We start from the raw sequence: 18,915 nt of genomic DNA, 5'->3' as shown, positions 1-18,915 counted from the left end.
GGTTGAATGCCATTTAAAACGGCTGGGGCCTTGCTGTTTAGGCGGGCAGCTCAGCAATTGTAGCGCTTAACAGGGCCAGCAATTCCGGTTCGGATATTATTTTAACACCAAGTTGTTCGGCTTTGGCCAGTTTGGAACCGGCTTCTTCTCCAGCCAGCACATAATCTGTTTTTTTGCTGACCGAGCCTGAAATTTTGCCCCCGTGATCCCGGATCAAATCACTGGCCTGCTGCCGGGATAAGGTGGGCAACGTGCCGGTGAGTACAAAGGTTTGATCCAGAAAAATAAGCTGGGAGGCGTCTTTGGGTGGTCCCTGAGTTTCTTCAGCCAGTTTTAGGCCCAGTGCTTGTAAATCGGTTAAAAGCTGCTGGTTGCCGGGGTCCGCGAAAAATACCACAATGCTTTCGGCCACTTTACCACCAATGCCGGGAATGGGGGTCAGGGTGTCCAGTGAGGCTTCGCTGAGGGCCTGAATGCTGCCAAAGGTTTGGGCCAGCAAAATGGCGGTTTCCTGCCCCACATGTCGAATGCCCAAGGCGTTGATGAGGCGGGACAAGGGCTGGGTTTTGCTTTGCTGGATAGCCAGATGGGCTTTTTGGGCCGACTTGAGGGCCATGCGCTCTAAGGTCAGGAAATCTTCCACCTGCAAGCGATAGAGATGGGCTGGAGACTCTACCAGTCCCTTGTTGACCAGTTGCTCCAGCAAGGCGGGGCCAACGCCATCTATGTCCAAAGCGCCTTTGCTCACCCAATGTTCTAATCGGCGCAGCACTTGGGCCGGACAGTTTTCCGGGTTCCCACAGCGCAGGGCCACTTCGCCCGGAACTTGAACCACCGGAGCCTCACAAACCGGGCATTGGGTGGGGGGCAGAACCGGCTGATCCGCACTGGCGGGGCGCTGGCTGAGTAACACCTCAATGACTTCCGGGATGATTTCCGCCGCTTTTTGCACCTTTACGGTATCGCCGGGGCGCACATCTTTTTTGGCCAGTTCTTCAAAGTTGTGCAGGGTGGCCCGTTGCACGGTGGAGCCAGAGATAAAAACAGGCTCCATAATGGCCACGGGAGTAATAACCCCGGTGCGGCCCACGCTGAAGTCAATTTCAATCACTTTGGTTTCCAACACCTCAGGCACATACTTATAGGCCACTGCCCAGCGGGGGCTTTTGGCGGTATAGCCCAATTCATCCTGCCAGCTGAGGGTATTGACTTTAATCACCACCCCATCGGTGGCAAAAGAAAGTGCTCTGCGTGCGGTATCCCAATGCGTTACAAAGGCCATAATCTCGGGCAGGCCCTGACAGCGCTGTTTGCCGGGATTGATTTTAAAGCCTAGATCGTGCAGGTAATTTAAACTGTCCCAGTGGGTTTTGGGCTTGAGGGTTTGCCCGTCTTCCAGAATGGTGGCCCCGTAAAAATAAGCGTCCAGCTTTCGGCTGGCGGTAATGCGGGGGTCCAGTTGCCGCACGGCGCCTGCTCCGGCGTTTCTGGGGTTGGCGAACTCGGCCTCCCCTTTCAGGCTGCGCTCCTGATTAAGCTTGAGAAAGGCGTCCTTGGGCATGAACACTTCGCCTCGCACTTCCATGCGGGCAGGCACCGGCTGGTTGCCGGAAACCGGAATTTTAAGGGGAATACTTTTAATGGTTTTCAGGTTGCTGGTAATGTCTTCGCCCACCAGCCCGTTGCCTCGGGTGGCGCCTCGCACCAGTTGGCCGTTTTCGTAAAGCAGGGTTACCGCCAGACCATCAATTTTGAGTTCGGCCACATAATCCACCGAATTTTCATTGCGGCCCAGCAGTTTTTCAATGCGTTTTTCCCAGGCTATCAGCTCGTTTTCATCAAAAACGTTGTCCAGGCTATACAGTCGAACCGGGTGGGTGACGCTATGAAAGGCCTTGACGGGCTGATGACCAACCCGTTGGGTGGGGCTGTCCGGGGTCATCAAATCGGGGTGGGCTTGCTCCAGCGCCACCAATTCCCGATACAATCGATCGTAGGTGGGGTCATCAATTTCGGGTTGATCCAGCACATGGTACAGGTAATTGTGCCGGTTAATCTGATCCCGGAGGCTTTGCATTTGCTGTTGTGGGGAAGTCATGGGAGGACGGATACCCATACTGGCTCATATCTTGAACGGCTTGTATGGCCGGAGTATAACCAAAAAAAGCCGATTTCGGAAACGGGTTTTACAGGGCGATTTGGGGGGCCGTTTTTTTTCCCGAATTGGGAGTGTACTTTTAAATGGCCTTTGATGTATAGTTTTTTCCACAGGTTTGGGATGCCTTAACCGGCATTCTGTTCTCCTTCCCAGGGGAAGCCCTCTATTGGAGCGGTGTCCGAGTGGTTTAAGGTGCAGTCCTGGAAAGACTGTGTTGGCTTATACCCAACCGGGAGTTCGAATCTCCCCCGCTCCGCCACTTTTTAAACAAATATTTTTCAAACACTATAGTTTAAGCACTATAAAAGAGTCTCAGCCTTTGGATGTTTAATCTGAGGCTGTTTTTATTGTGGCTTATTTTGAGTTGAAACCGGCCTGCTGTTTGGATCAACATTAGGATTGCTATTAGGGTTTACCTTCGCTTGCAATTGGCATAGCGCAAGCTGGGCTGTGCGCTTACCAGTAGGCATTGAACGAGATTATTTTCTTCTTTAGTAATAAGTAAAAGGTTTTTTTATGATGATTGCTTTCAACGGTTCGCCTCGATTTGGTGGAAACCATGCGCAGGATTTTCTTCCCTCTCTGGTTTCTGCTCAAGCTTCCCCCAAGCCGTTACAGGAACATCCTGTGCGCGATTTTTTCAGGCCCGCTCATTCCCCCGCTAAATTGTCCACTAGCCGCTCCAATAAACCCATTGTGGGTAAATTAAGCGAACCGGCTTACCAAAACACGCTCACTAATGTGGATAACTATCGAAAAGGCTCTATGAACTACACCAATACACTGGGAGAAGCCATGTATGCAGGGTCTTTGATGCAGCGATCCCTGCTGACCCAAATACGTTCCACTGAAATCGATCCCCAAGGTGCGGCTTCTATCATGGCCAGTTTAAATCAAGCCAGTGAAGCCTTGGCTGGCGCTCATTACAATCTGACCGGCCTGATTCGCAATCACCATGCTTTTGTTGAAACCGTGAGCAAAGACCCTCGCTTTGATCGCAACGCTTAGCCAGCGGGCCATCATTTAATAGTAAAAATCATGAGGCCCAACACTAGGCCTCATGATTTTGTTTCGTTCATTTTACGCGTCTTGCCATTTTTCCAGGGTTTGGGCGGCTTTTCGGAAGTAATGGGCGGCGTTGCGGCAAAAGGCTTTGCTGGTGGTGTTTGCCAATTCTTTGGTTTGACTCATTAGTTTGCGGGAGATGGATTTGCTGTTATTTTCCAGCGAGGTTAAGGCACGACCCGGCGTTGAAAACCGCCGACCAATGGCTTCCAGCTTTTTTTGTTGCTGTTGTTGATGCCAGCTCACATAATCGGTGCGTTGGGGCGTTTCAATCAATTCAGCGGAATCTGCGAACTCTGCGGAATCGGCGGTTTCCAGCCGGTTGTCCGTTGCCAGCTGCATTAAAAAGGAATTGCCTTCCCATCCATCTTTTCCGTCTTTAGCACCACCCTTGGGTTTGCTTGTAGGGTCATCGATGGTTTCAAAGCCCCCAAAGCTGCTGGCCGAAGGGCTGTCTGGTTCACAAGGTTGTATTTCTGTTTGCTCGCTATTGGCGGCAAAGCGAACCGGCGTAGCTGCCTTGCGTACCGAAAAGGCGGGTTGAGCGGGGGTGTGGGGAATGCGCATGATAAACCTCAGGTGGGGTATGGCTAAAACATGCCTACCATAACAGGCATGCGCAACGCACTCAAGGGCGGGCCATGACTGGCGAGTGGTGTAAAACCCGCCCCAAAGGGAAAAAGACCCGAAGCCTATGGCTTGAGCCTTTCAGGGGAATAAACGAGGTGGTTTATGTGGATTCTATCGGTAGTATGTCTCTTTTGGCGGTGGACTCTCATCCACCGGACAATGGAGCAAAGGGGGCTTAGCCAGCTATCCTTTAGTTGATGGATGGCTGGAAAGGCACGGCTGGCATTAATACTTTCCGGTATGCAGGATGAAAATCCATCGAAACACAGCCATGAGATACGCTCTCAGGATGAGCTGTTTCTGAAAATCCAATGGCAAAGATCCACCTTTGGGCCGGGGCGGCATTGATCCCCGGATCAATGCCAAGCCCATTCCGGTTTGTCATACTGAACTTGTAAAGCAATCAAGCGTCTCTGCCGGTAACGGGTTGAATGGATACGCGACACACAGGAATAAGCGAGGGCGTTATGGTCGACAGCATTTCAGGGAATTCCAATTCTATTCAGGACAGCGCTCTGCTGAACGTGGATCGCCAGCAATCCGTGGAAAAAACCAATGTGGAATCCGCCAGCGAGAACAAAAGCGCAGGGGTCCTCAAGTTGCTGGATGAGGCTACCATTTCGGATGAAGCCAAAACCGCCTACCAGAAAGATAAGGAAGTAATGCGTTTTAGCCGCTTGGCTCAGCGGATTAAAACCCCCTTTGATTCTGAAAAAGTAGCCAACATTAAAAATATGCTGGATAGTGGCCGCATTAACGAGTATTTGCGCTCCATCAATACGGATGACCTGGCCCAGAGTCTTTTGAATTCTCCCAACAGCGCCTTTTTGCGTTAAGCAGGCGCTGATATTGAAAGCCTTTTTATCGATTTGAGATCCCTGGGATCTCTAACCCTCAAATAACTCCTGTGGATTGCCAATAGGCCTCAACCGGTAAAGCCGGACGGGGCCTTTATTTTTGGGCCCCGTTTTTTGGTGATCTCAAATGGCTGGATCAAAATCTCCTCCAAACGCAGTAGAAGCATTGCTATCAAGTATTGCTATCTCCTTCCGATATAGGAGATAGAGTTCCAAAACGCCTACTTTGTTCGGCGAGCCGGAGGAGTTTGTTCATGAAATCCTTGCTGACCCTGAAGCAGAAATGCGCCCTGATGCTGCTCCTGTTGTGCGTGAGTTTGGGGGGCGCCCGTGATTTAACCGCCGAGGCCAAAAAGAAAACTGAAAAAGTGGATCCCGTGGCTCAGGCCGCTGCCGAAGCCGATGCCAAGGCCAAAGCCTCTGAAGCGGCTATTAAAAAAGGGCTGGACCCTATTAGTTTGCAATTAACCAAACTGTTAATGCGTGTTCAGGGCCGAGGGTTGCTTTCCCCGGCCGAGGCGGGCCAACTGGTGGAGCTGAAGTACCAATTGCTTGATTTGATGGAAGCGTATCCTCAAAACGGCTTGCTGGCCAAGCCCGTTTATCAGGCCGGTACCTTGTTTACCGATCGGGAAGCTTATAACGACGCCTTTGAAATGTTCAATTATCTGGCTCAGGGTTATGCCAGCAATCCCTACGGGGCCAAGGCCAGAGGGCAAATTCAAATACTGGAGCGCAAGTTTGGGGCCAATTATTTTTCGGTAGAAAAAGCCACGCCCACGGCAGCCACTACCCCAGAAACGGCCATGGCTGCTGGTGCCACTCCCCCCCCTGCTGCTGATAAACCGGCTGCGGCGTCCCCAGCTGCGCCATCCCGCTAAAGTCTTATGGGGCTTTATTAAAAGCCAGGGTCGTTTTCCCCTTTTTCTAACGCAGGTCAACCGCTTTAATTTGTAAGAAATGTTAAGAATCTGATGAAATTTTCTCAAGTTTTTACAAACCGATACGATACCCCCTTTATCTACCAACGCAGTAGTTAAAAATGACAGTGCGTTATGGTTCCTGCAATGGGCCTGAACGCATTTGAATGGAGTTTAACCCCTATTCCATGAGCCTCTTTCAACACCTTGAATTACTGCCTTTGGCCTATCTGATGGTGCTAAGCTGTGTGCTTTTCTCCAATCTGGTGGGCAAGTTGCTGGGTCATTGTTTGATTCAGTCTACTTCCGGGCAGGTGCAGCAGGTGTTGTCTAAAAATGTAGGCATTCGGGTCACTGCCGATAGCTTGCAGGACCACGTGTTTGAGCAAGCTTTTTTAAAAACACTGAACACCCAAATTATTTTCCACTGTATTGGAGATTTTGCCCGTTTGTTAGGCGGGGTGTTGCTGAAGCCCATTTTAATCATCACCCACCGCCCGTCTCAACTTTTGTACCCGGAAAAATTCTGGAGCGGATGCCCCCCCTGTTTTTCTTGTTAGCTCCTCTGACTGGTGGATTTTTGCCCTGTTAAACAGGGCTGATAATCCGAACCGGCAGAATAGCGATACACTGAAAATAATTGGGATTAGGCTTTACGTTTAAAAAGAACTTTTTTTGGGAGGTACGTGTATCCATGAGTATTTTGAAAAGCAATTCGGGTTTCACCCTTGCGGAATTATTGATTGCGCTTGCCATTTTGGGCGTAATCGCCACTTTTACCATTCCTAAAATCCTGAGCTCCTCAGCCAACGGCCAAAATACAGCCATCGCCAAAGAAGCGGCATCCATGATTGCCGGCGCTTATTCCACCTATACCCTGAACAACGGTTCCGCTACCACTGTTGGCCCTAGTGCGCTCACTCAGTATATGAACTATGTTAGTGCGGCGGTGGCTACGGATTTGGCGGATGCAACCAGTGGTTTAAACCTGGCGGCTTGCTCGGCAACCTTTGCCTGCTTGCGCCTGCACAACGGCGGGATCCTTCAGTACGATACCGCTGAAACCTTCGGCGGCTCAACCTCCACCCATGCCATTGCCTTCAACCTGGATCCGGATGGCACCGGGCCTTTGGGTGCCATTACTTTCTGGCAGTATTACAACGGTCGCTTTACCACCGGTGGACAGGCCTTAACACCGACCAACGCCGGTGATACCATGACCACCACCACCACCGATCCTTCGTATCTCTCAACCTGGAACTAGGATTGGTATCGGTTTGAAACCATTGGATAGGCTCTCCTCACGGGGGGCCTATTTTACTTCATTTAGATAGCTTGTCAGGTTTTCGCTAAAAAAACGCCACGGTTTCCCCGTTTAAAAACAGGAAAAGCCGTGGCGATTGTCTGAGTACTGAAACGAGTTTTTATCCAAGTGCATGAAACCCGTTTTTTAACATTGGTTGTTAGTTTTTTAAAAAACTTGAACGCCTGAGCTATCAGGCTTCAGGCCTGCATCAAAAACCGCCCTTCAATCCGCTAAGCGCTTTTAAAAACGCTTTCCCGAATGGCGCGAACCAGACCCGGAATGACCCGGTTTTTAAAGGCTTGAATTTTGGCCACGTCCTCATCGGGAATCCCGGTGGGGTTTTCTACGGCGGGTTGTACGGATGTTTTTGGTTTGGCACGGCCTTGGCGCTGGGCTTGGGAAGCACTGAGAGGGATTTGCAAGGCAAAGGCATCTGCCGCCACATGAAAAGCTTCCAGAGTGTCATCCAGCTTTTGCAGTTTGGTGGCGTTACCGGTGGTTTGGGCCAGTTTTCGAGCCACTCGCACCGCCAGATTGAGCCGGACCCAATAGGCCATTTCAGGATGAAGCAGCGCTTCCATCATGGCCAGCCTGACATGATCGCCCTTCAGGCGCTTGGCTGGGCTTTCCGCTGTGTGGGGCGCCCATTGGTAAATGGTTAAAAAAGCACGTTGGGTGTCGGGTTGCATGCGTTGCATCAGGCTTAAAAAATGGGTGGCCTGTGGCAAGCAGTCTGCCAAGGCTGGTTCTGAAACAGGTTGCATCAATTCACCCTCTCCTCACCTTATCTTCATCTTGCCTTTTGGCCTTTTGGGGATGCTTACCCCACTTTGTCTCGTTTCTGCCTGAACCGGTTTTCGAATCTGGCTGGGCTGGGGCGCTTAGGGGTGCCAGCCGCCAGAAAAGCCCTCACGCCAGTGGTAGCAGCACAATACCAAATAGGCCTTGAGCCGATAGGCTGAGTTCTTGTTGGGGCACACCCGAAAGCCCCCTAAGTAAGAATTATTCTCAATAATAACATAAGGTGAGAATAATTCTCAACTGGAGGCGGAAAACAAGAGGAGCGGAATCAGGAGCGTTCGGTGGCCGGTCCATTAGTCGGAAATAGTACGGGCCAGAACGTTTTCCGCCTTGCGGGTGGGGGATTCAAAGCGACGGCCTAGCAACGACACACTGAAACATAACGCAAAATAGACCAGCGCCTGAAACAGTAGAATTTCCAAATCATGAAAGCGTTGCTCGTAAATGATTTCCCCGGCGCGGGTCAGTTCAATCACCCCCACCACGGCGGCCAGCGAGGTATCTTTAATTAGGGACACAAATTGTCCCACCAGGGCCGGGGCCATGCGGGCCATGGTTAGCGGCAGCAGTACTTCCCGAATTTGTTGCCAGCGGCTAAGGCCCAAACTAATGGCCGCTTCTCGCTCGGCAAGGCTAACCGAGCGCAAGCCGCCTCGAATAATTTCGCCCACATAGGCGGCTTCAAACAGCACAAAGGTGAGCCAGCTGGACAGCAAAAAATTGCTACGCCCCAGTACCAGCGGCATCAGGCCGTAGTGAATAAAAATCAGGAACAAAATGAGGGGGATGCCCCGCAGGAATTCAATATACAGGGCGGCCAGCCTGCCGGGCCAGCCTTTAATTTCCGCCCGCAGCAAGCCCAGTACGGTACCCAGTATAAAAGCAATCGTAAAACTGCTGACTGAAAGCAATACGGTGTAAAGCAAGCCCTGAGCCAGCAGGGAGCGGCCCACCCAGATGTCTTGCCAGTGAAAAACGAGGCTAGCCATGAGGGGCCGCCAAATCGGTGGGCAAGGCGGGCTGGGGCTTGGGGGTAGGGGGAGACATGAGCTTTTCAATCAGCTTAATGCCCAGCGACAGGCTGAGTGATACGCTGAGGTACAGGGCGGCGCCTTCCAGAAAGTATTCCACCGGTTTAAATTGATCCACCGCCCCTTTGTAAATCACCAAAAACAGATCGTTCACGGTGATAAAGGCCACCAGCGAGGAGTTCTTAACCAGACTGATCAACTGATTGCCAATGGCCGGTAAAATCAGACGCATGGCTTGGGGGACCAGAATCAGCCGGTATACCTTAAAGCGGCTCAACCCCAGAGACAGCCCCGCTTCGCTTTGGGTTTGCGGAATGGCCAGCAGGCCGGAGCGGAATACTTCGGTGAGATAAGCCCCGGTGTACAGAGACAGGGCCAACACCCCGCAGGTTTCCGGGGAAAGGCTAAGCCCCGCCGATTGCAGGCCCCGGTAATACAGGTAAAGCTGAATCAGCAAGGGGGTGTTTCGAAACAGCTCTACATACGCCCCGGCAGGCCATTTCAGCCAGCTTTGTTCGGAAACACGGGCAAAAGCCATGCCAAAACCCAGGGTTAAGGCCATGGCGGCGGCCATGGCAGATAGTTTAAGGGTGGTCAGCAAGCCTTCCAAAAAAGCCTGCTGCACGCTCCAATCGGTGAGAAACGGATCCAAAGGCTCGCTAAACTCCTCTGAGAACTAGGGCTTACAGGATTTTTTGGCCTGCTCCGGGCTGATCCATTTTGTGCTTAAACGGGTCAGGGTGCCGTCGTTTTTCATATCGGCCAAGGCCCGGTTTACGGCGTTTTTCAGGCTGTTGGGGGGCGCTTGGCCTTTAATTTGTCGAAAAGCCAGCCCGTAAGGCTCTTCAGAGAGGGTTTCTTTTAGCAGGCGAAACCCGCAATGCTGGCCCATAAATCCATATAAAATGGCGTCATCGGTGGTCAGGGCGTCTCCCCGCTTGGCCTTGAGCGCTGAAAAGGCGTCGGTAGAAGTTTTAAAGCCGGTGTATCGGGCCTGGGGCAGGCGTTTTTTGATGGTGGCTTCGCTGGTGGTTCCCAGTACAAACAAAATGGTTTTGCCGTTCAGGTCCTGTAAGGTTTGAATGGGGCTGCCTTCCGGCACCATCACCGCCTGATGGGCCACAAAGTAGGGATCGCTGAAATCAACCACCTTGGCCCGCTCCGGGGTAATGGTCATGGTGGCGGCCACCACGTCCAAACTGCCAGAATTCAGAGCAATGACCCGTGTGGAGGAAAAAACTTGCTGAAAGTCCACCGCTTGCTCGCTGCCCAAAACCCGCTTGCCAATGTCCCGAAGCAGCTCAATATCATAGCCGTGCAGTTGGCCGCTGGTATCCAGATACCCAAAGGGCGGGCTGTCGTATTTAACCCCGGCCAGCAGTTTGCCCCGTGCTTTTACGCTATCCACACTGACCGTCTGTTTTGCGGCGCAGCCGAATCCGAACAGCAGCCCCAGCATGAGGGGCACTAATAGCCAGTGTTTAGACCGTGGGTACAATGGCATGGCGTTCTTCTCTCCAACCTGTTTCTGTTAAAAGCATACCTTACCCTCCTGTTGCGGGGAACCCGAGGCTGACCCAAATGGGCCTGATTTGGGCTAAATTGGGTAGATTGCCAAATCGGCTTATGATTAAAACAGGCTTGCGCATTCAACTTTTTACGGGGCAGGCCGATACCCCGGTTAATGCCGCACAGTGATTGCTGGTGTTCCCCGCAACCCGGATTTTTTGAGTATGAGCTTTATTGGCCCCAACTTCAGACCCCCCGGACAGCGCAATCCGGCCGCTGGCGCTGGACAAAGCGCAGGCCCGAATGCGGCGGGTGGGCCATCTACCGCCGCGGGATCGACTGAACCTTCTACAACCCACCGGGCGCCATTGGGGGCAGATGGTACTTTATCACTGGCCACCTTGCTGGCACGGCAAAACCCGCTGGCCCCGGCTCAGCTGGCCCAATTGTTGCGAAATTTACTGAGCATGCCCCGAGAGCTGGTGCAGTTACTGGCCCTGTTATCCCAGCAAGATCCTGCCGCCGGGCAGGCCCTGTTGCAAACCCTGCTGAGCGAGGAGGTGAAAATTCCGCTGGAAGCCTTGCAGGACTTTTTGCAAGGCCGGGTGGACAAGGCTCAGGAAAAGTTATTAAAGCTGTTGCAGGGCAATCCGGCAGCGCTTTCCGGGGCGGGGGAAATGGGGGAGTTGATGAAAGGCTTATCGGCGTTATCGGCCCAAAGCGCTCAAGCGCCTACCGAGGCCCTGCATGCCACCATTACCCTTTATTTGCCCTTTTACCCCTTGCATCCGCCGCAGGCTTTTACTTTGCGCTTTGAGCCGCCCGATGAGGAAGCGGGAGGCCCTGAAGGCGGGGAGGCGCCGCAATTGGTGGTGTATATGGAAACCATGACGCTTGGGGCGTTTCGAGTGGTCATTCTCACAGGTCCGGAAAGTTGCTGGCAGGCGATTGTGAGCCATGAGCCTATCGCCACTGCCTTTACAGCGCAAATCGAATCAGCGTTGCGGGAGGCAACTCCTTTAGAGCAACCCACTCTGGTTTTTACCCTCCAGTCGGGTCGTCGATTCACTGAGGGGAAGGCAAAGGCATCCTACGCGGGCGATGAGGGGGCGGCTCCGGTGAATGCCGGGTCAAAGGCCGCAACGCAGTCGGTGGGGTTGCATCCGGTGGGTGGGGTATCGGCTCGGGTAATTCATGCCGCTTATTTATTAATTCGGGTTATTTTGGAGCTGGATAACCAGACCGCTTTACAGCAAGGCCGCGCCAGCGCTATTTAAATTAATATTTAAATATTGGCCTTGTTTATGGTGTCATTAAAACAATAAGGCTAGGGTTGGCAATATTCAGCGGCATTGGCTTTTTAGGTGATTGTGTAAAGTTACAATTTGGAAAGCAGGGTTTAAATGCAGGTTTTAGCGGATGGATATCGTGGTTTTTCGAAAAAACACAAAGAAAATAGTGTGGTGGCCAAAAATCCTGAAGCGCTGGTGATTCCTGTGGGTGCGGGTGAGTTTTTAGTGAACGGCAACCCTCATGTGGGTAAAGAAGACAGTTTTAATATTGTGGGGCGTTATCTCAGCGAAGCGGATGCCTTGAAAGCGGCGGAAGCGGTGTTTGAAAGCTTGGCCAAACTGTCGCTGGTATCCCCGGCGGACCCATCTCCCCATGCCATCCAGCGGCCCAACTTAAACCCGCCCGAAACCGGCTATAAAAAACGACGCTTTGAGGCAATGCCGGTTATCCCTGAATGTTCAGTGCCTGAACTGGTTAGTAAAAAAAGCAGGGATTTATCCCATCCGGGCTGGCTGGCTTAAATTACACTTTAGCGTAAGGCGTTCGAGTTTTTAAAATCGGGGATTTTTAAAAGAGAAAAGGCCCATTATTTTTTCGCGCCTTTATTCGGGTATCTCATCCGGGTAGTATTCAAATTCCATACCCGCCATTTGAATAATATGGCCTTCTTCAGCGCCTTGATTGGCCAGTTCCTTGTAAACGCCCATGGCTTTAATAATGTTCATCAACCGCTGGGAGGCTTCCCGGTTTTTCATATCGGTGACGCTAAACAGGCGCTCAATTTTACCACCCGCCACCGAAAAGACTTTGCCTTTGCGGATGATTTCAAAGCCGCTGTCATCGTTGTCAAACGCTTTCAGGTCGGCTACCAGTGGCACAATTTCCTCATCGGGCGGCAGTTCATCCAGCATACGAAACATGTGGTGTAGCAGCGGATCAATGCCCTGATGGGTGACTGAGGAAATGGCGAAGACCAAACCCTGGGTTTGCTGGGCCAGTTCCGCCCGGTAATGCTCCAGTACTTCTTCGGGTACGGCGTCAATTTTGGAAAGCACCACCACCTGGGGTTTTTTGGAAAGTCGAACGCTGTACTTGGCCAGCTCGGTGTTAATCAGTTCAAAGTTGGCCATAATGGTATCTTCCGGGGCGGATAGATCCACCAGATGCAGCAGCAGCCGGGTGCGCTCCACATGGCGTAAAAACTCATGCCCCAGGCCAATGCCTTCGCTGGCCCCTTCCACCAATCCGGGAATATCGGCCACCACCACGCCATCGCCACTGGGTTTTTTAACCACGCCCAAATTGGGAATGAGGGTGGTAAACGGGTAATCGGCGATTTTGGGTTTGGCGGCGCTGATGACGCTGATTAAGGTGGATTTTCCGGCGTTGGGCAGGCCAATAATGCCTACTTGGGCCAGCAGTTTTAATTCCAGTTCAATATTGCGCTCAATGGCAGGCTCTCCGGGTTCGGAAAACTGGGGAGATTGCCGCTTGGAAGAGGTAAAGCGAGAGTTTCCCCGCCCGCCACGCCCACCGGCGGCTACCAGCACCCGATCGCCGGGTTCTTTCATATCGGCAATGGCGTCTCCGCTGTCGGCGTCTCGTAAAATGGTGCCACAAGGCACCCGAATCACGATATCCTTGCCGTTTTTGCCGTGCATGTTTTTAATGCCGCCCTTTTCGCCGTCTTCCGCTTTAAAGATGGACATGTATTTAAAGTCCATCAGGGTGTTCAGGTCGCTGGTGGCTTCAATGATCACATCGCCGCCACGTCCCCCGTCGCCACCGGCAGGGCCGCCGAATGGTACATATTTTTCCCGTCGCCAGGCCACCATGCCATTGCCCCCGGAGCCGGACAGAATGTGAATGGTCGCTTTATCAACAAACATGGGAAAATATCCTATTGGGTTCAGGGAGGGGGATTGGGTGAAAATGAGGGGATGCAAAAGACATACTACTATAAAGGTGATTCGGTTTTTTAAAAGAGTCCATTCATTCAAGAGGAAAAAGGCGCTGGGTGGTTGGCGCAAAGTGCCAGGGGTGGCTATAATGGGGAGGTCGATTGTTGCCAGTTGTTCCTACCCGTGGTTGAGAGAAAGGGCGTGTTTTGTGAGTGCATTGGAGCGCAAAAAAGTAATTTCCGTGATGTCTGCCGTGGCTTTGATGATGGGCTTGACCGGAGCTTCCCTGTTCGCAGGCTCTCAGCCGGTGCCTCAGCCCGCCACGCTGGACAATCACCAGCCTGAACCCGGATCTGCTCATGGAGGGCCGATGCTGCGTCCCTTTGTGATGCATCATTTTGAAACGGAAAAAACAGAAACCACCAAGCCTCAGCCCCAGTTTGTGGTGGCCGATCGGGTCAAGCAGGGCGAAGTGTTGAAAGTGACCCTCAAAAACGCCACGGGCGTTCAGTGGGGAACCCCGGATTTTGCCTACGTTACCTTGGCTGGACGCAAAGCCCGCCTGTTTACGCAAAAAAACGGCGATTTACTGGCCCTCATGTCGGTTTCCATTTACGAAAAACCGGGGGTGGCTCCCTTATCCATTTATAACGCCGGGGGCGTTCCGCTAAAAAAGTTTGACATCACCATTGAGGATGGCCGCTACAAAACCCAAAACGTGTCGGTTAGCAAGGGAACCGCCGGACTAAAGCCGTTGCCCGGAGAGCTGGAGGCCATTCAGGCCCTGAAGGATAAGGTTAGCCCGGTTCAGTACTGGGAAGCGCCCTTTATTAGCCCTACCTCCGATTGTCAGAATTCTCCCTACGGTGTAAAGCGCTACCACAATGGGGTTTCCACCGGAGATTATCATAAGGGCGTGGATTTGCGCTCTCCCGCTGGACGCCCCATTAAAGCCATCGCCGCCGGAAGGGTGGAAATTTCCACCATGTACCGCCTGCACGGGGGAACCGTGGGGCTGGATCACGGCCAAGGGGTGGGTTCGGTGTATATTCATATGTCCAGACTGGGCGTGAAAGCCGGGGACGTGGTTAAAAAGGGACAGGTCATTGGTTATGTCGGCTCTACCGGCTTTGCCTCCGGGCCGCATTTGCACTGGGGCTTGTATGTGAGCGGTTTGCCGGTGAATCCCAACCAGTGGATTTTCGGGGTGCCCTTGTGCCGATAGGCCAGCCCGTTCCGATAGGCCGCCGGTTTTGAGATGAATTTTTGAGATAAAATAGGCGCAACGTTCGTAATGGACCCCATTTCGCCATGCCCAAAGTCCCTGTTCAGCCCGCCTCTAAACGCCCGGTAAAGTCCAGCGCCGCTGTGAAAGCCCCTGTTTCCAAAAAGCAGAAAAACGCCGCTGCGATGGACAATACCACCATGTGCCAGGTGTTGGAAATTTTGGCCAACACTTACGATTTTCATCCCATGGGGGAGCTGACCCAGCATGATCCCTATAAAGTACTGGTGGCCTGCGTGTTGAGCTTGCGTACCAAAGATGAAGTGACCATGCCCGCCAGCGAGCGCTTGTTCGCCCATGCCGACACTCCCGCCAAAATGGTGACCTTGCCGGTGGCCCAGGTGGCTGAGCTGATTTATCCGGTGGGTTTTTATAAAACCAAGGCACAAAGCATTGTGGATTTTTCTCAAAAATTGCTGGATGATTTTGGGGGCGAGGTGCCCAACACCATTGATGAATTATTGACCCTGAAGGGCGTGGGCCGTAAAACCGCCAATCTGGTTGTGGGGCTGGGCCATCAGTTGCCCGCCATTTGCGTGGATATTCATGTGCATCGCATCTGCAACCGCATGGGCTACATTCAAACCAAAACCCCGGATGAAAGCGAGATGACGCTGCGGGAAATTTTGCCCCTGCCCTACTGGAACGTGATTAACACCATGATGGTGCTGCACGGCCAGCAAATCTGCCGCCCCATTGGCCCCCACTGCGATCGCTGCCCGGTTGCCTCCCTGTGCCCCAAAGTCAATGTCAAACCCCGCACCCTCAAACCCCTCCGCCCCAAACCTTACCCCCCTAACCCTTTGATTCCCTAATCCTCCCCTCCCAAACCCCATTCGCCCCCCTGTCATTCCCGCGCAGGCGGGAATCCACTTTCGCCCAAGTGCGTGGAATTAAAGGCAAAAGTGTGCATCGACAACCTCCCCGCCGTCGCAGTGGATTCCCGCCTGCGCGGGAATGACAGGGGGCAGGCAATGTGGAAAGCAGGAGATCTCCCCAAGTGCGTGGAATTAAAGGCAGGAGTGTGCATCAACATCCCCCGTAGTCGCAGTGGATTCCCGCCTGCGCGGGAATGACAGGGGGCAGGCAATGTGGAAAGCAGGAGATCTCCCCAAGTGCGTGGGATTGAAGGCAGGAGTGTACATCGACAACCTCCCCGCCGTCGCAGTGGATTCCCGCCTGCGCGGGAATGACAGGGGGCAGTCAATTTGGAAAGGAGGAGATCGCTCAAGTGCGTGGGGTTAAAGGCAGAAGTGTACATCAACACCCCCGTAGTCGAAGTGGATTCCCGCCTGCGCGGGAATGACAGGGGGAAATCAAGGAATGACAGGGGAGATTGCTGGGGGAAAGAGGAGGAGGCATTGGCGGGGGAAATTGGGGAGGGTTGGGGGGATTTTGGGGGGAGGTGGTTAAAGAGCTTGTTACAATTGAGTCCCGGCTTCCTTGGGATTGACCGGGGGGCGTGTTATAATCGACCTGCGTAATGTCTAGGGCACCATTCGGTTCGTTGTTTCAGCCCGCTGCAATTGGTTGAGTCAGTTTCGTTCAATCGATGAATGACCGAATCCACCGGTGGGGAGACAGAGGGATGCCCTTCGTAATCCGGCGCATCGTCGTTTTTTCGCCGTTTTAGCCATTGCCGCATCAATTTTTCAAAATAACACAGGATACCATCCATGATAGAGAGCGCTTCCACTATGACCCAATCTTCTTACGATTCCGATCAGATCCGCGTGCTAGAGGGGTTGGAAGCGGTTCGTCTGCGCCCCGGTATGTATATTGGCTCTACCAGCCAACGGGGCTTGCACCACTTGGTTTACGAAATTGTGGACAACTCGGTGGATGAGGCGCTGGCCGGGTATTGCAGCGAAATCCAGATTATTATCAACGAAGATGACAGCGTGACCGTGCAGGATAACGGGCGGGGCATTCCGGTTTCCACCAAGGCCGATAGCGGCAAATCTGCGTTGGAAATTGTGCATACCGTGCTTCATGCCGGTGGTAAATTCGGTGATGGCGGCTATAAGGTGTCTGGCGGCTTGCACGGCGTTGGCGCTTCAGTGGTGAACGCCCTTAGCGAAAAAATGATTGTGGAAGTTCACCGGGATGGGGCTATCTGGAAGCAGTCTTATGCCCGAGGCATCCCCCAGCATGGTGTAGAAAAAGTGGGCGAGGCCCATATTACCGGCACCAAAACCAGTTTTTGGCCAGATGGCGATATTTTTGAATCCACCCTGATGGATTGCGATGTGATTTCCACCCGTCTGCGGGAAATGGCCTTTTTGAACAAGGGCTTGAAGCTGGTTTTCACCGATAAAAAGAATGACAAAACCGAGATTTACCACTACGAGGGCGGAATTGGCAGTTATGTCTCTTACCTGAACGAAAACAAAACCGTCATTTTTGACCCGCCATTTTATGTGGAAGACACCAAGGATGATGTGCTGGTGGAAGTGGCCATTCAGTACACCGATTCCTATTCGGAAACCGTGTTGAGCTTTGCCAACAACATCAACACCCACCACGGCGGCACCCACTTAACCGGATTTCGGAACGCCTTGACCCGCATTGTGAATGAGTACGGGCGCAAAAATAATTTAATCAAAGAGAACGAAGCCAACCTGAGCGGCGATGACATTCGGGAAGGCTTGAGCGCCATTGTCAGCGTCAAAGTTCCCAATCCCGAATTTGAGGGCCAGACCAAGGAAAAGCTGGGCAACAGCGAAGTGCAGGGTATCGTTCAGCATGTTATGGGCGAAAAGCTGGCCGACTGGCTGGAGTTGAACCCCAAGCACGGCAAAATGATTGTATCCAAAGCAGTGCTGGCGTTGCAGGCTCGGGAAGCGGCTCGTAAAGCCCGTGAACTGACCCGCCGTAAAACGGTTCTGGAAAGCAGTACCTTGCCCGGTAAGCTGGCCGATTGCGCCAACCGGGAGCCAGAACGTTGCGAAATCTACATTGTAGAGGGCGATTCGGCTGGCGGTAGTGCCAAGCAGGGCCGAAACCGGATGTTCCAGGCCATTTTGCCGCTGCGAGGCAAAATTTTGAACGTGGAACGGGCCCGGCTGGATAAAATTTACAACAACACCGAAATTCAAAGTCTCATTCAGGCGCTGGGCATCAGTATTTCCCGCACCGAGGAAGACTTTGATATGGAGCGGCTGCGGTACCACAAAATTATCATCATGACGGATGCGGACGTGGACGGGGCGCACATTCGCACCCTGTTGCTGACCTTCTTCTTCCGTTATTCCCGCCCCCTGATTGAAAACGGCTTTGTGTACATCGCTCAGCCGCCCCTGTACAAAGTTACCATTGGCCGGGAAGAGCGCTACCTGTACAACGATCGGGAACTGGATCGCATGATGACCGATCGGGGAACCGCCAATCTGGAGCTGTTTGACAAGGATCGTAAGGAGTCGGTTAAAGAAGACGCCTTGAAAACCATGTTGGCCGATATCAACAAGTACACCTCGGCCCGCAATTACCCGCTGCTGAAGTACTTGCCGGATGAATTGCTGTTCTGGCTGCTGGAAAACAAGGTGGAAGCCACTGAACTGTCCAGTGAAGATGCCGCCACCGCCTTTTCGGCCAAGTTGAAAGGGCTGTTTGGCAAGTATGAATTCAGCATCGAATCGCACCCGGAAGAAGATCGCTATGTGCTGCTGATCAATGACCCGGAAAAGGTCACTACGGCTTCGGATGCCGATTCTTTCGTACGGGTCACCGTTGAAACGCTGGACAGTCTGGAGTTTGAGCGTTTGGGTGACTTACGCCCCAAGGTGGAGCCTTTCCTCCCTTCCGAGCAACGCCCCTTGATGCTGGTGATTGGCGGCAAAGAAGAGCGTGAAATTCTGACCATTGACGATTTGAAATTCTATGTGGAAGAACGTGGTAAAAAAGGCGCTCAGCTGCAACGCTTTAAAGGCTTGGGCGAAATGATGCCCCAGCAGCTGTGGGACACCACCATGAACCCGGATACCCGCACCCTGCTAAAAGTGGAAATTGATGAAGCGGCCACCGCCGACAAGATGTTTGACATCCTGATGGGCGAGCGGGTGGAACCCCGTCGGCACTTTATTGAAACCAACGCGGCCAGCGTCAAAAATCTGGACGTTTAGGTTTTAGAAACACCCTTGCAAAGCGATTGCGGTTTTAA

The 18,915-nt window shown here is 52.7% G+C and carries 18 protein-coding genes and 1 tRNA gene; 11 read left to right on the top strand and 8 right to left on the bottom strand.

Going from position 1 to position 18,915, the window contains the following annotated elements; translation table 11 throughout:
- Positions 1-37: 37 nt before the first annotated feature.
- Entirely contained in the window at positions 38-2,116 is a 2,079-nt protein-coding gene (ligA, locus tag ACEW81_RS00930; RefSeq protein ID WP_472922800.1) for an NAD-dependent DNA ligase LigA, read from the bottom strand.
- A gap of 210 nt (positions 2,117-2,326) precedes the next feature.
- On the opposite strand from ligA, the gene ACEW81_RS00925 reads away from it, so the two are divergent.
- Positions 2,327-2,417: transfer RNA gene (locus ACEW81_RS00925), tRNA-Ser, on the top strand.
- Between the two features lie 257 nt (positions 2,418-2,674).
- Entirely contained in the window at positions 2,675-3,166 is a 492-nt protein-coding gene (locus ACEW81_RS00920) for a hypothetical protein (protein ID WP_373531081.1), read from the top strand.
- Between the two features lie 72 nt (positions 3,167-3,238).
- On the opposite strand, the gene ACEW81_RS00915 is transcribed toward ACEW81_RS00920, so the two are convergent.
- A complete protein-coding gene (locus ACEW81_RS00915; RefSeq protein WP_373531080.1) occupies positions 3,239-3,790 on the bottom strand; it encodes a hypothetical protein in 552 nt (183 codons plus the stop codon).
- A 530-nt stretch (positions 3,791-4,320) separates the two neighbouring features.
- Here ACEW81_RS00915 and ACEW81_RS00910 point away from each other — a divergent pair.
- The 4 genes from ACEW81_RS00910 to ACEW81_RS00895 all read left to right on the top strand — a co-directional run bounded on the left by ACEW81_RS00910 (position 4,321) and on the right by ACEW81_RS00895 (position 6,894).
- Positions 4,321-4,689 carry a hypothetical protein gene (locus ACEW81_RS00910; RefSeq protein ID WP_373531079.1) on the top strand — a complete coding sequence of 123 codons (369 nt, stop codon included), beginning with the start codon at positions 4,321-4,323 and terminating at the stop codon, positions 4,687-4,689.
- A 275-nt stretch (positions 4,690-4,964) separates the two neighbouring features.
- Positions 4,965-5,591, top strand: a complete 627-nt coding sequence (locus ACEW81_RS00905; RefSeq protein WP_373531078.1) for a hypothetical protein — start codon at positions 4,965-4,967, stop codon at positions 5,589-5,591.
- A gap of 227 nt (positions 5,592-5,818) precedes the next feature.
- On the top strand, positions 5,819-6,190 hold the full coding sequence (locus ACEW81_RS00900) for a hypothetical protein (protein ID WP_373531077.1): 372 nt from the start codon (positions 5,819-5,821) through the stop codon (positions 6,188-6,190).
- A gap of 134 nt (positions 6,191-6,324) precedes the next feature.
- On the top strand, positions 6,325-6,894 hold the full coding sequence (locus ACEW81_RS00895) for a type II secretion system protein (RefSeq protein WP_373531076.1): 570 nt from the start codon (positions 6,325-6,327) through the stop codon (positions 6,892-6,894).
- A gap of 272 nt (positions 6,895-7,166) precedes the next feature.
- Here ACEW81_RS00895 and ACEW81_RS00890 read toward each other — a convergent pair whose 3' ends face one another.
- The 4 genes from ACEW81_RS00890 to ACEW81_RS00875 form a co-directional block, all read right to left on the bottom strand.
- The gene (locus ACEW81_RS00890; RefSeq protein WP_373531075.1) at positions 7,167-7,700 is read right to left on the bottom strand and encodes a hypothetical protein; all 534 of its coding nucleotides are present in this window, start codon (positions 7,698-7,700) and stop codon (positions 7,167-7,169) included.
- 330 nt (positions 7,701-8,030) lie between these two features.
- The gene (locus tag ACEW81_RS00885) at positions 8,031-8,726 is read right to left on the bottom strand and encodes an amino acid ABC transporter permease (RefSeq protein ID WP_373531074.1); all 696 of its coding nucleotides are present in this window, start codon (positions 8,724-8,726) and stop codon (positions 8,031-8,033) included.
- Positions 8,719-9,420, bottom strand: coding sequence for an amino acid ABC transporter permease (locus tag ACEW81_RS00880; RefSeq protein ID WP_373531073.1), 702 nt, complete (start codon positions 9,418-9,420; stop codon positions 8,719-8,721). The genes ACEW81_RS00885 and ACEW81_RS00880 overlap by 8 nt, the downstream gene beginning before the upstream one ends.
- Positions 9,421-9,444: 24 nt before the next feature.
- Positions 9,445-10,272: a transporter substrate-binding domain-containing protein gene (locus tag ACEW81_RS00875; RefSeq protein ID WP_373531072.1), complete on the bottom strand. Its 828-nt coding sequence runs from the start codon at positions 10,270-10,272 to the stop codon at positions 9,445-9,447.
- Positions 10,273-10,501: 229 nt separating this feature from the next.
- Here ACEW81_RS00875 and ACEW81_RS00870 point away from each other — a divergent pair, with 229 nt between their 5' ends.
- Both ACEW81_RS00870 and ACEW81_RS00865 read left to right on the top strand, forming a co-directional pair.
- Positions 10,502-11,554, top strand: a complete 1,053-nt coding sequence (locus ACEW81_RS00870) for a hypothetical protein (RefSeq protein WP_373531071.1) — start codon at positions 10,502-10,504, stop codon at positions 11,552-11,554.
- Between the two features lie 186 nt (positions 11,555-11,740).
- Positions 11,741-12,091 (top strand): hypothetical protein, encoded by a 351-nt coding sequence (locus ACEW81_RS00865; protein WP_373531070.1) that lies wholly within the window; start codon positions 11,741-11,743, stop codon positions 12,089-12,091.
- An 81-nt stretch (positions 12,092-12,172) separates the two neighbouring features.
- On the opposite strand, the gene obgE is transcribed toward ACEW81_RS00865, so the two are convergent.
- Entirely contained in the window at positions 12,173-13,459 is a 1,287-nt protein-coding gene (obgE, locus tag ACEW81_RS00860) for a GTPase ObgE (protein WP_373531069.1), read from the bottom strand.
- A gap of 220 nt (positions 13,460-13,679) precedes the next feature.
- On the opposite strand from obgE, the gene ACEW81_RS00855 reads away from it, so the two are divergent.
- Together ACEW81_RS00855 and ACEW81_RS00850 are read left to right on the top strand one after the other, a co-directional pair.
- On the top strand, positions 13,680-14,696 hold the full coding sequence (locus ACEW81_RS00855; RefSeq protein ID WP_373531068.1) for a M23 family metallopeptidase: 1,017 nt from the start codon (positions 13,680-13,682) through the stop codon (positions 14,694-14,696).
- Between the two features lie 86 nt (positions 14,697-14,782).
- Entirely contained in the window at positions 14,783-15,571 is a 789-nt protein-coding gene (locus tag ACEW81_RS00850) for an endonuclease III domain-containing protein (RefSeq protein ID WP_373531067.1), read from the top strand.
- Positions 15,572-16,221: 650 nt separating this feature from the next.
- On the opposite strand, the gene ACEW81_RS00845 is transcribed toward ACEW81_RS00850, so the two are convergent.
- Positions 16,222-16,434, bottom strand: a complete 213-nt coding sequence (locus tag ACEW81_RS00845) for a hypothetical protein (protein WP_373531066.1) — start codon at positions 16,432-16,434, stop codon at positions 16,222-16,224.
- Between the two features lie 19 nt (positions 16,435-16,453).
- Between ACEW81_RS00845 and gyrB the strand changes: the two genes are divergently transcribed.
- On the top strand, positions 16,454-18,877 hold the full coding sequence (gene gyrB / locus ACEW81_RS00840) for a DNA topoisomerase (ATP-hydrolyzing) subunit B (RefSeq protein WP_373531065.1): 2,424 nt from the start codon (positions 16,454-16,456) through the stop codon (positions 18,875-18,877).
- Positions 18,878-18,915: the final 38 nt, after the last annotated feature.

The organism is Vampirovibrio sp., from assembly GCF_041737375.1.
Lineage (GTDB): Bacteria > Cyanobacteriota > Vampirovibrionia > Vampirovibrionales > Vampirovibrionaceae > Vampirovibrio.
This window is presented reverse-complemented; position numbering and strand designations above follow the sequence as displayed.

What these genes read in the sequence shown, in the direction of transcription:
- ACEW81_RS00890 (WP_373531075.1), bottom strand. Translation starts at nt 7,700, where the DNA reads ATGCAACCTGTTTCAGAACCAGCCTTGGCAGACTGCTTGCCACAGGCC.
- gyrB (WP_373531065.1), top strand. Translation starts at nt 16,454, where the DNA reads ATGACCCAATCTTCTTACGATTCCGATCAGATCCGCGTGCTAGAGGGG.
- ACEW81_RS00870 (WP_373531071.1), top strand. Translation starts at nt 10,502, where the DNA reads ATGAGCTTTATTGGCCCCAACTTCAGACCCCCCGGACAGCGCAATCCG.
- ACEW81_RS00920 (WP_373531081.1), top strand. Translation starts at nt 2,675, where the DNA reads ATGATGATTGCTTTCAACGGTTCGCCTCGATTTGGTGGAAACCATGCG.
- ACEW81_RS00895 (WP_373531076.1), top strand. Translation starts at nt 6,325, where the DNA reads ATGAGTATTTTGAAAAGCAATTCGGGTTTCACCCTTGCGGAATTATTG.
- ACEW81_RS00910 (WP_373531079.1), top strand. Translation starts at nt 4,321, where the DNA reads ATGGTCGACAGCATTTCAGGGAATTCCAATTCTATTCAGGACAGCGCT.
- ACEW81_RS00900 (WP_373531077.1), top strand. Translation starts at nt 5,819, where the DNA reads ATGAGCCTCTTTCAACACCTTGAATTACTGCCTTTGGCCTATCTGATG.
- ACEW81_RS00885 (WP_373531074.1), bottom strand. Translation starts at nt 8,726, where the DNA reads ATGGCTAGCCTCGTTTTTCACTGGCAAGACATCTGGGTGGGCCGCTCC.
- ACEW81_RS00875 (WP_373531072.1), bottom strand. Translation starts at nt 10,272, where the DNA reads ATGCCATTGTACCCACGGTCTAAACACTGGCTATTAGTGCCCCTCATG.
- ACEW81_RS00845 (WP_373531066.1), bottom strand. Translation starts at nt 16,434, where the DNA reads ATGGATGGTATCCTGTGTTATTTTGAAAAATTGATGCGGCAATGGCTA.
- ACEW81_RS00915 (WP_373531080.1), bottom strand. Translation starts at nt 3,790, where the DNA reads ATGCGCATTCCCCACACCCCCGCTCAACCCGCCTTTTCGGTACGCAAG.
- ligA (WP_472922800.1), bottom strand. Translation starts at nt 2,116, where the DNA reads ATGGGTATCCGTCCTCCCATGACTTCCCCACAACAGCAAATGCAAAGC.
- obgE (WP_373531069.1), bottom strand. Translation starts at nt 13,459, where the DNA reads ATGTTTGTTGATAAAGCGACCATTCACATTCTGTCCGGCTCCGGGGGC.
- ACEW81_RS00905 (WP_373531078.1), top strand. Translation starts at nt 4,965, where the DNA reads ATGAAATCCTTGCTGACCCTGAAGCAGAAATGCGCCCTGATGCTGCTC.
- ACEW81_RS00850 (WP_373531067.1), top strand. Translation starts at nt 14,783, where the DNA reads ATGCCCAAAGTCCCTGTTCAGCCCGCCTCTAAACGCCCGGTAAAGTCC.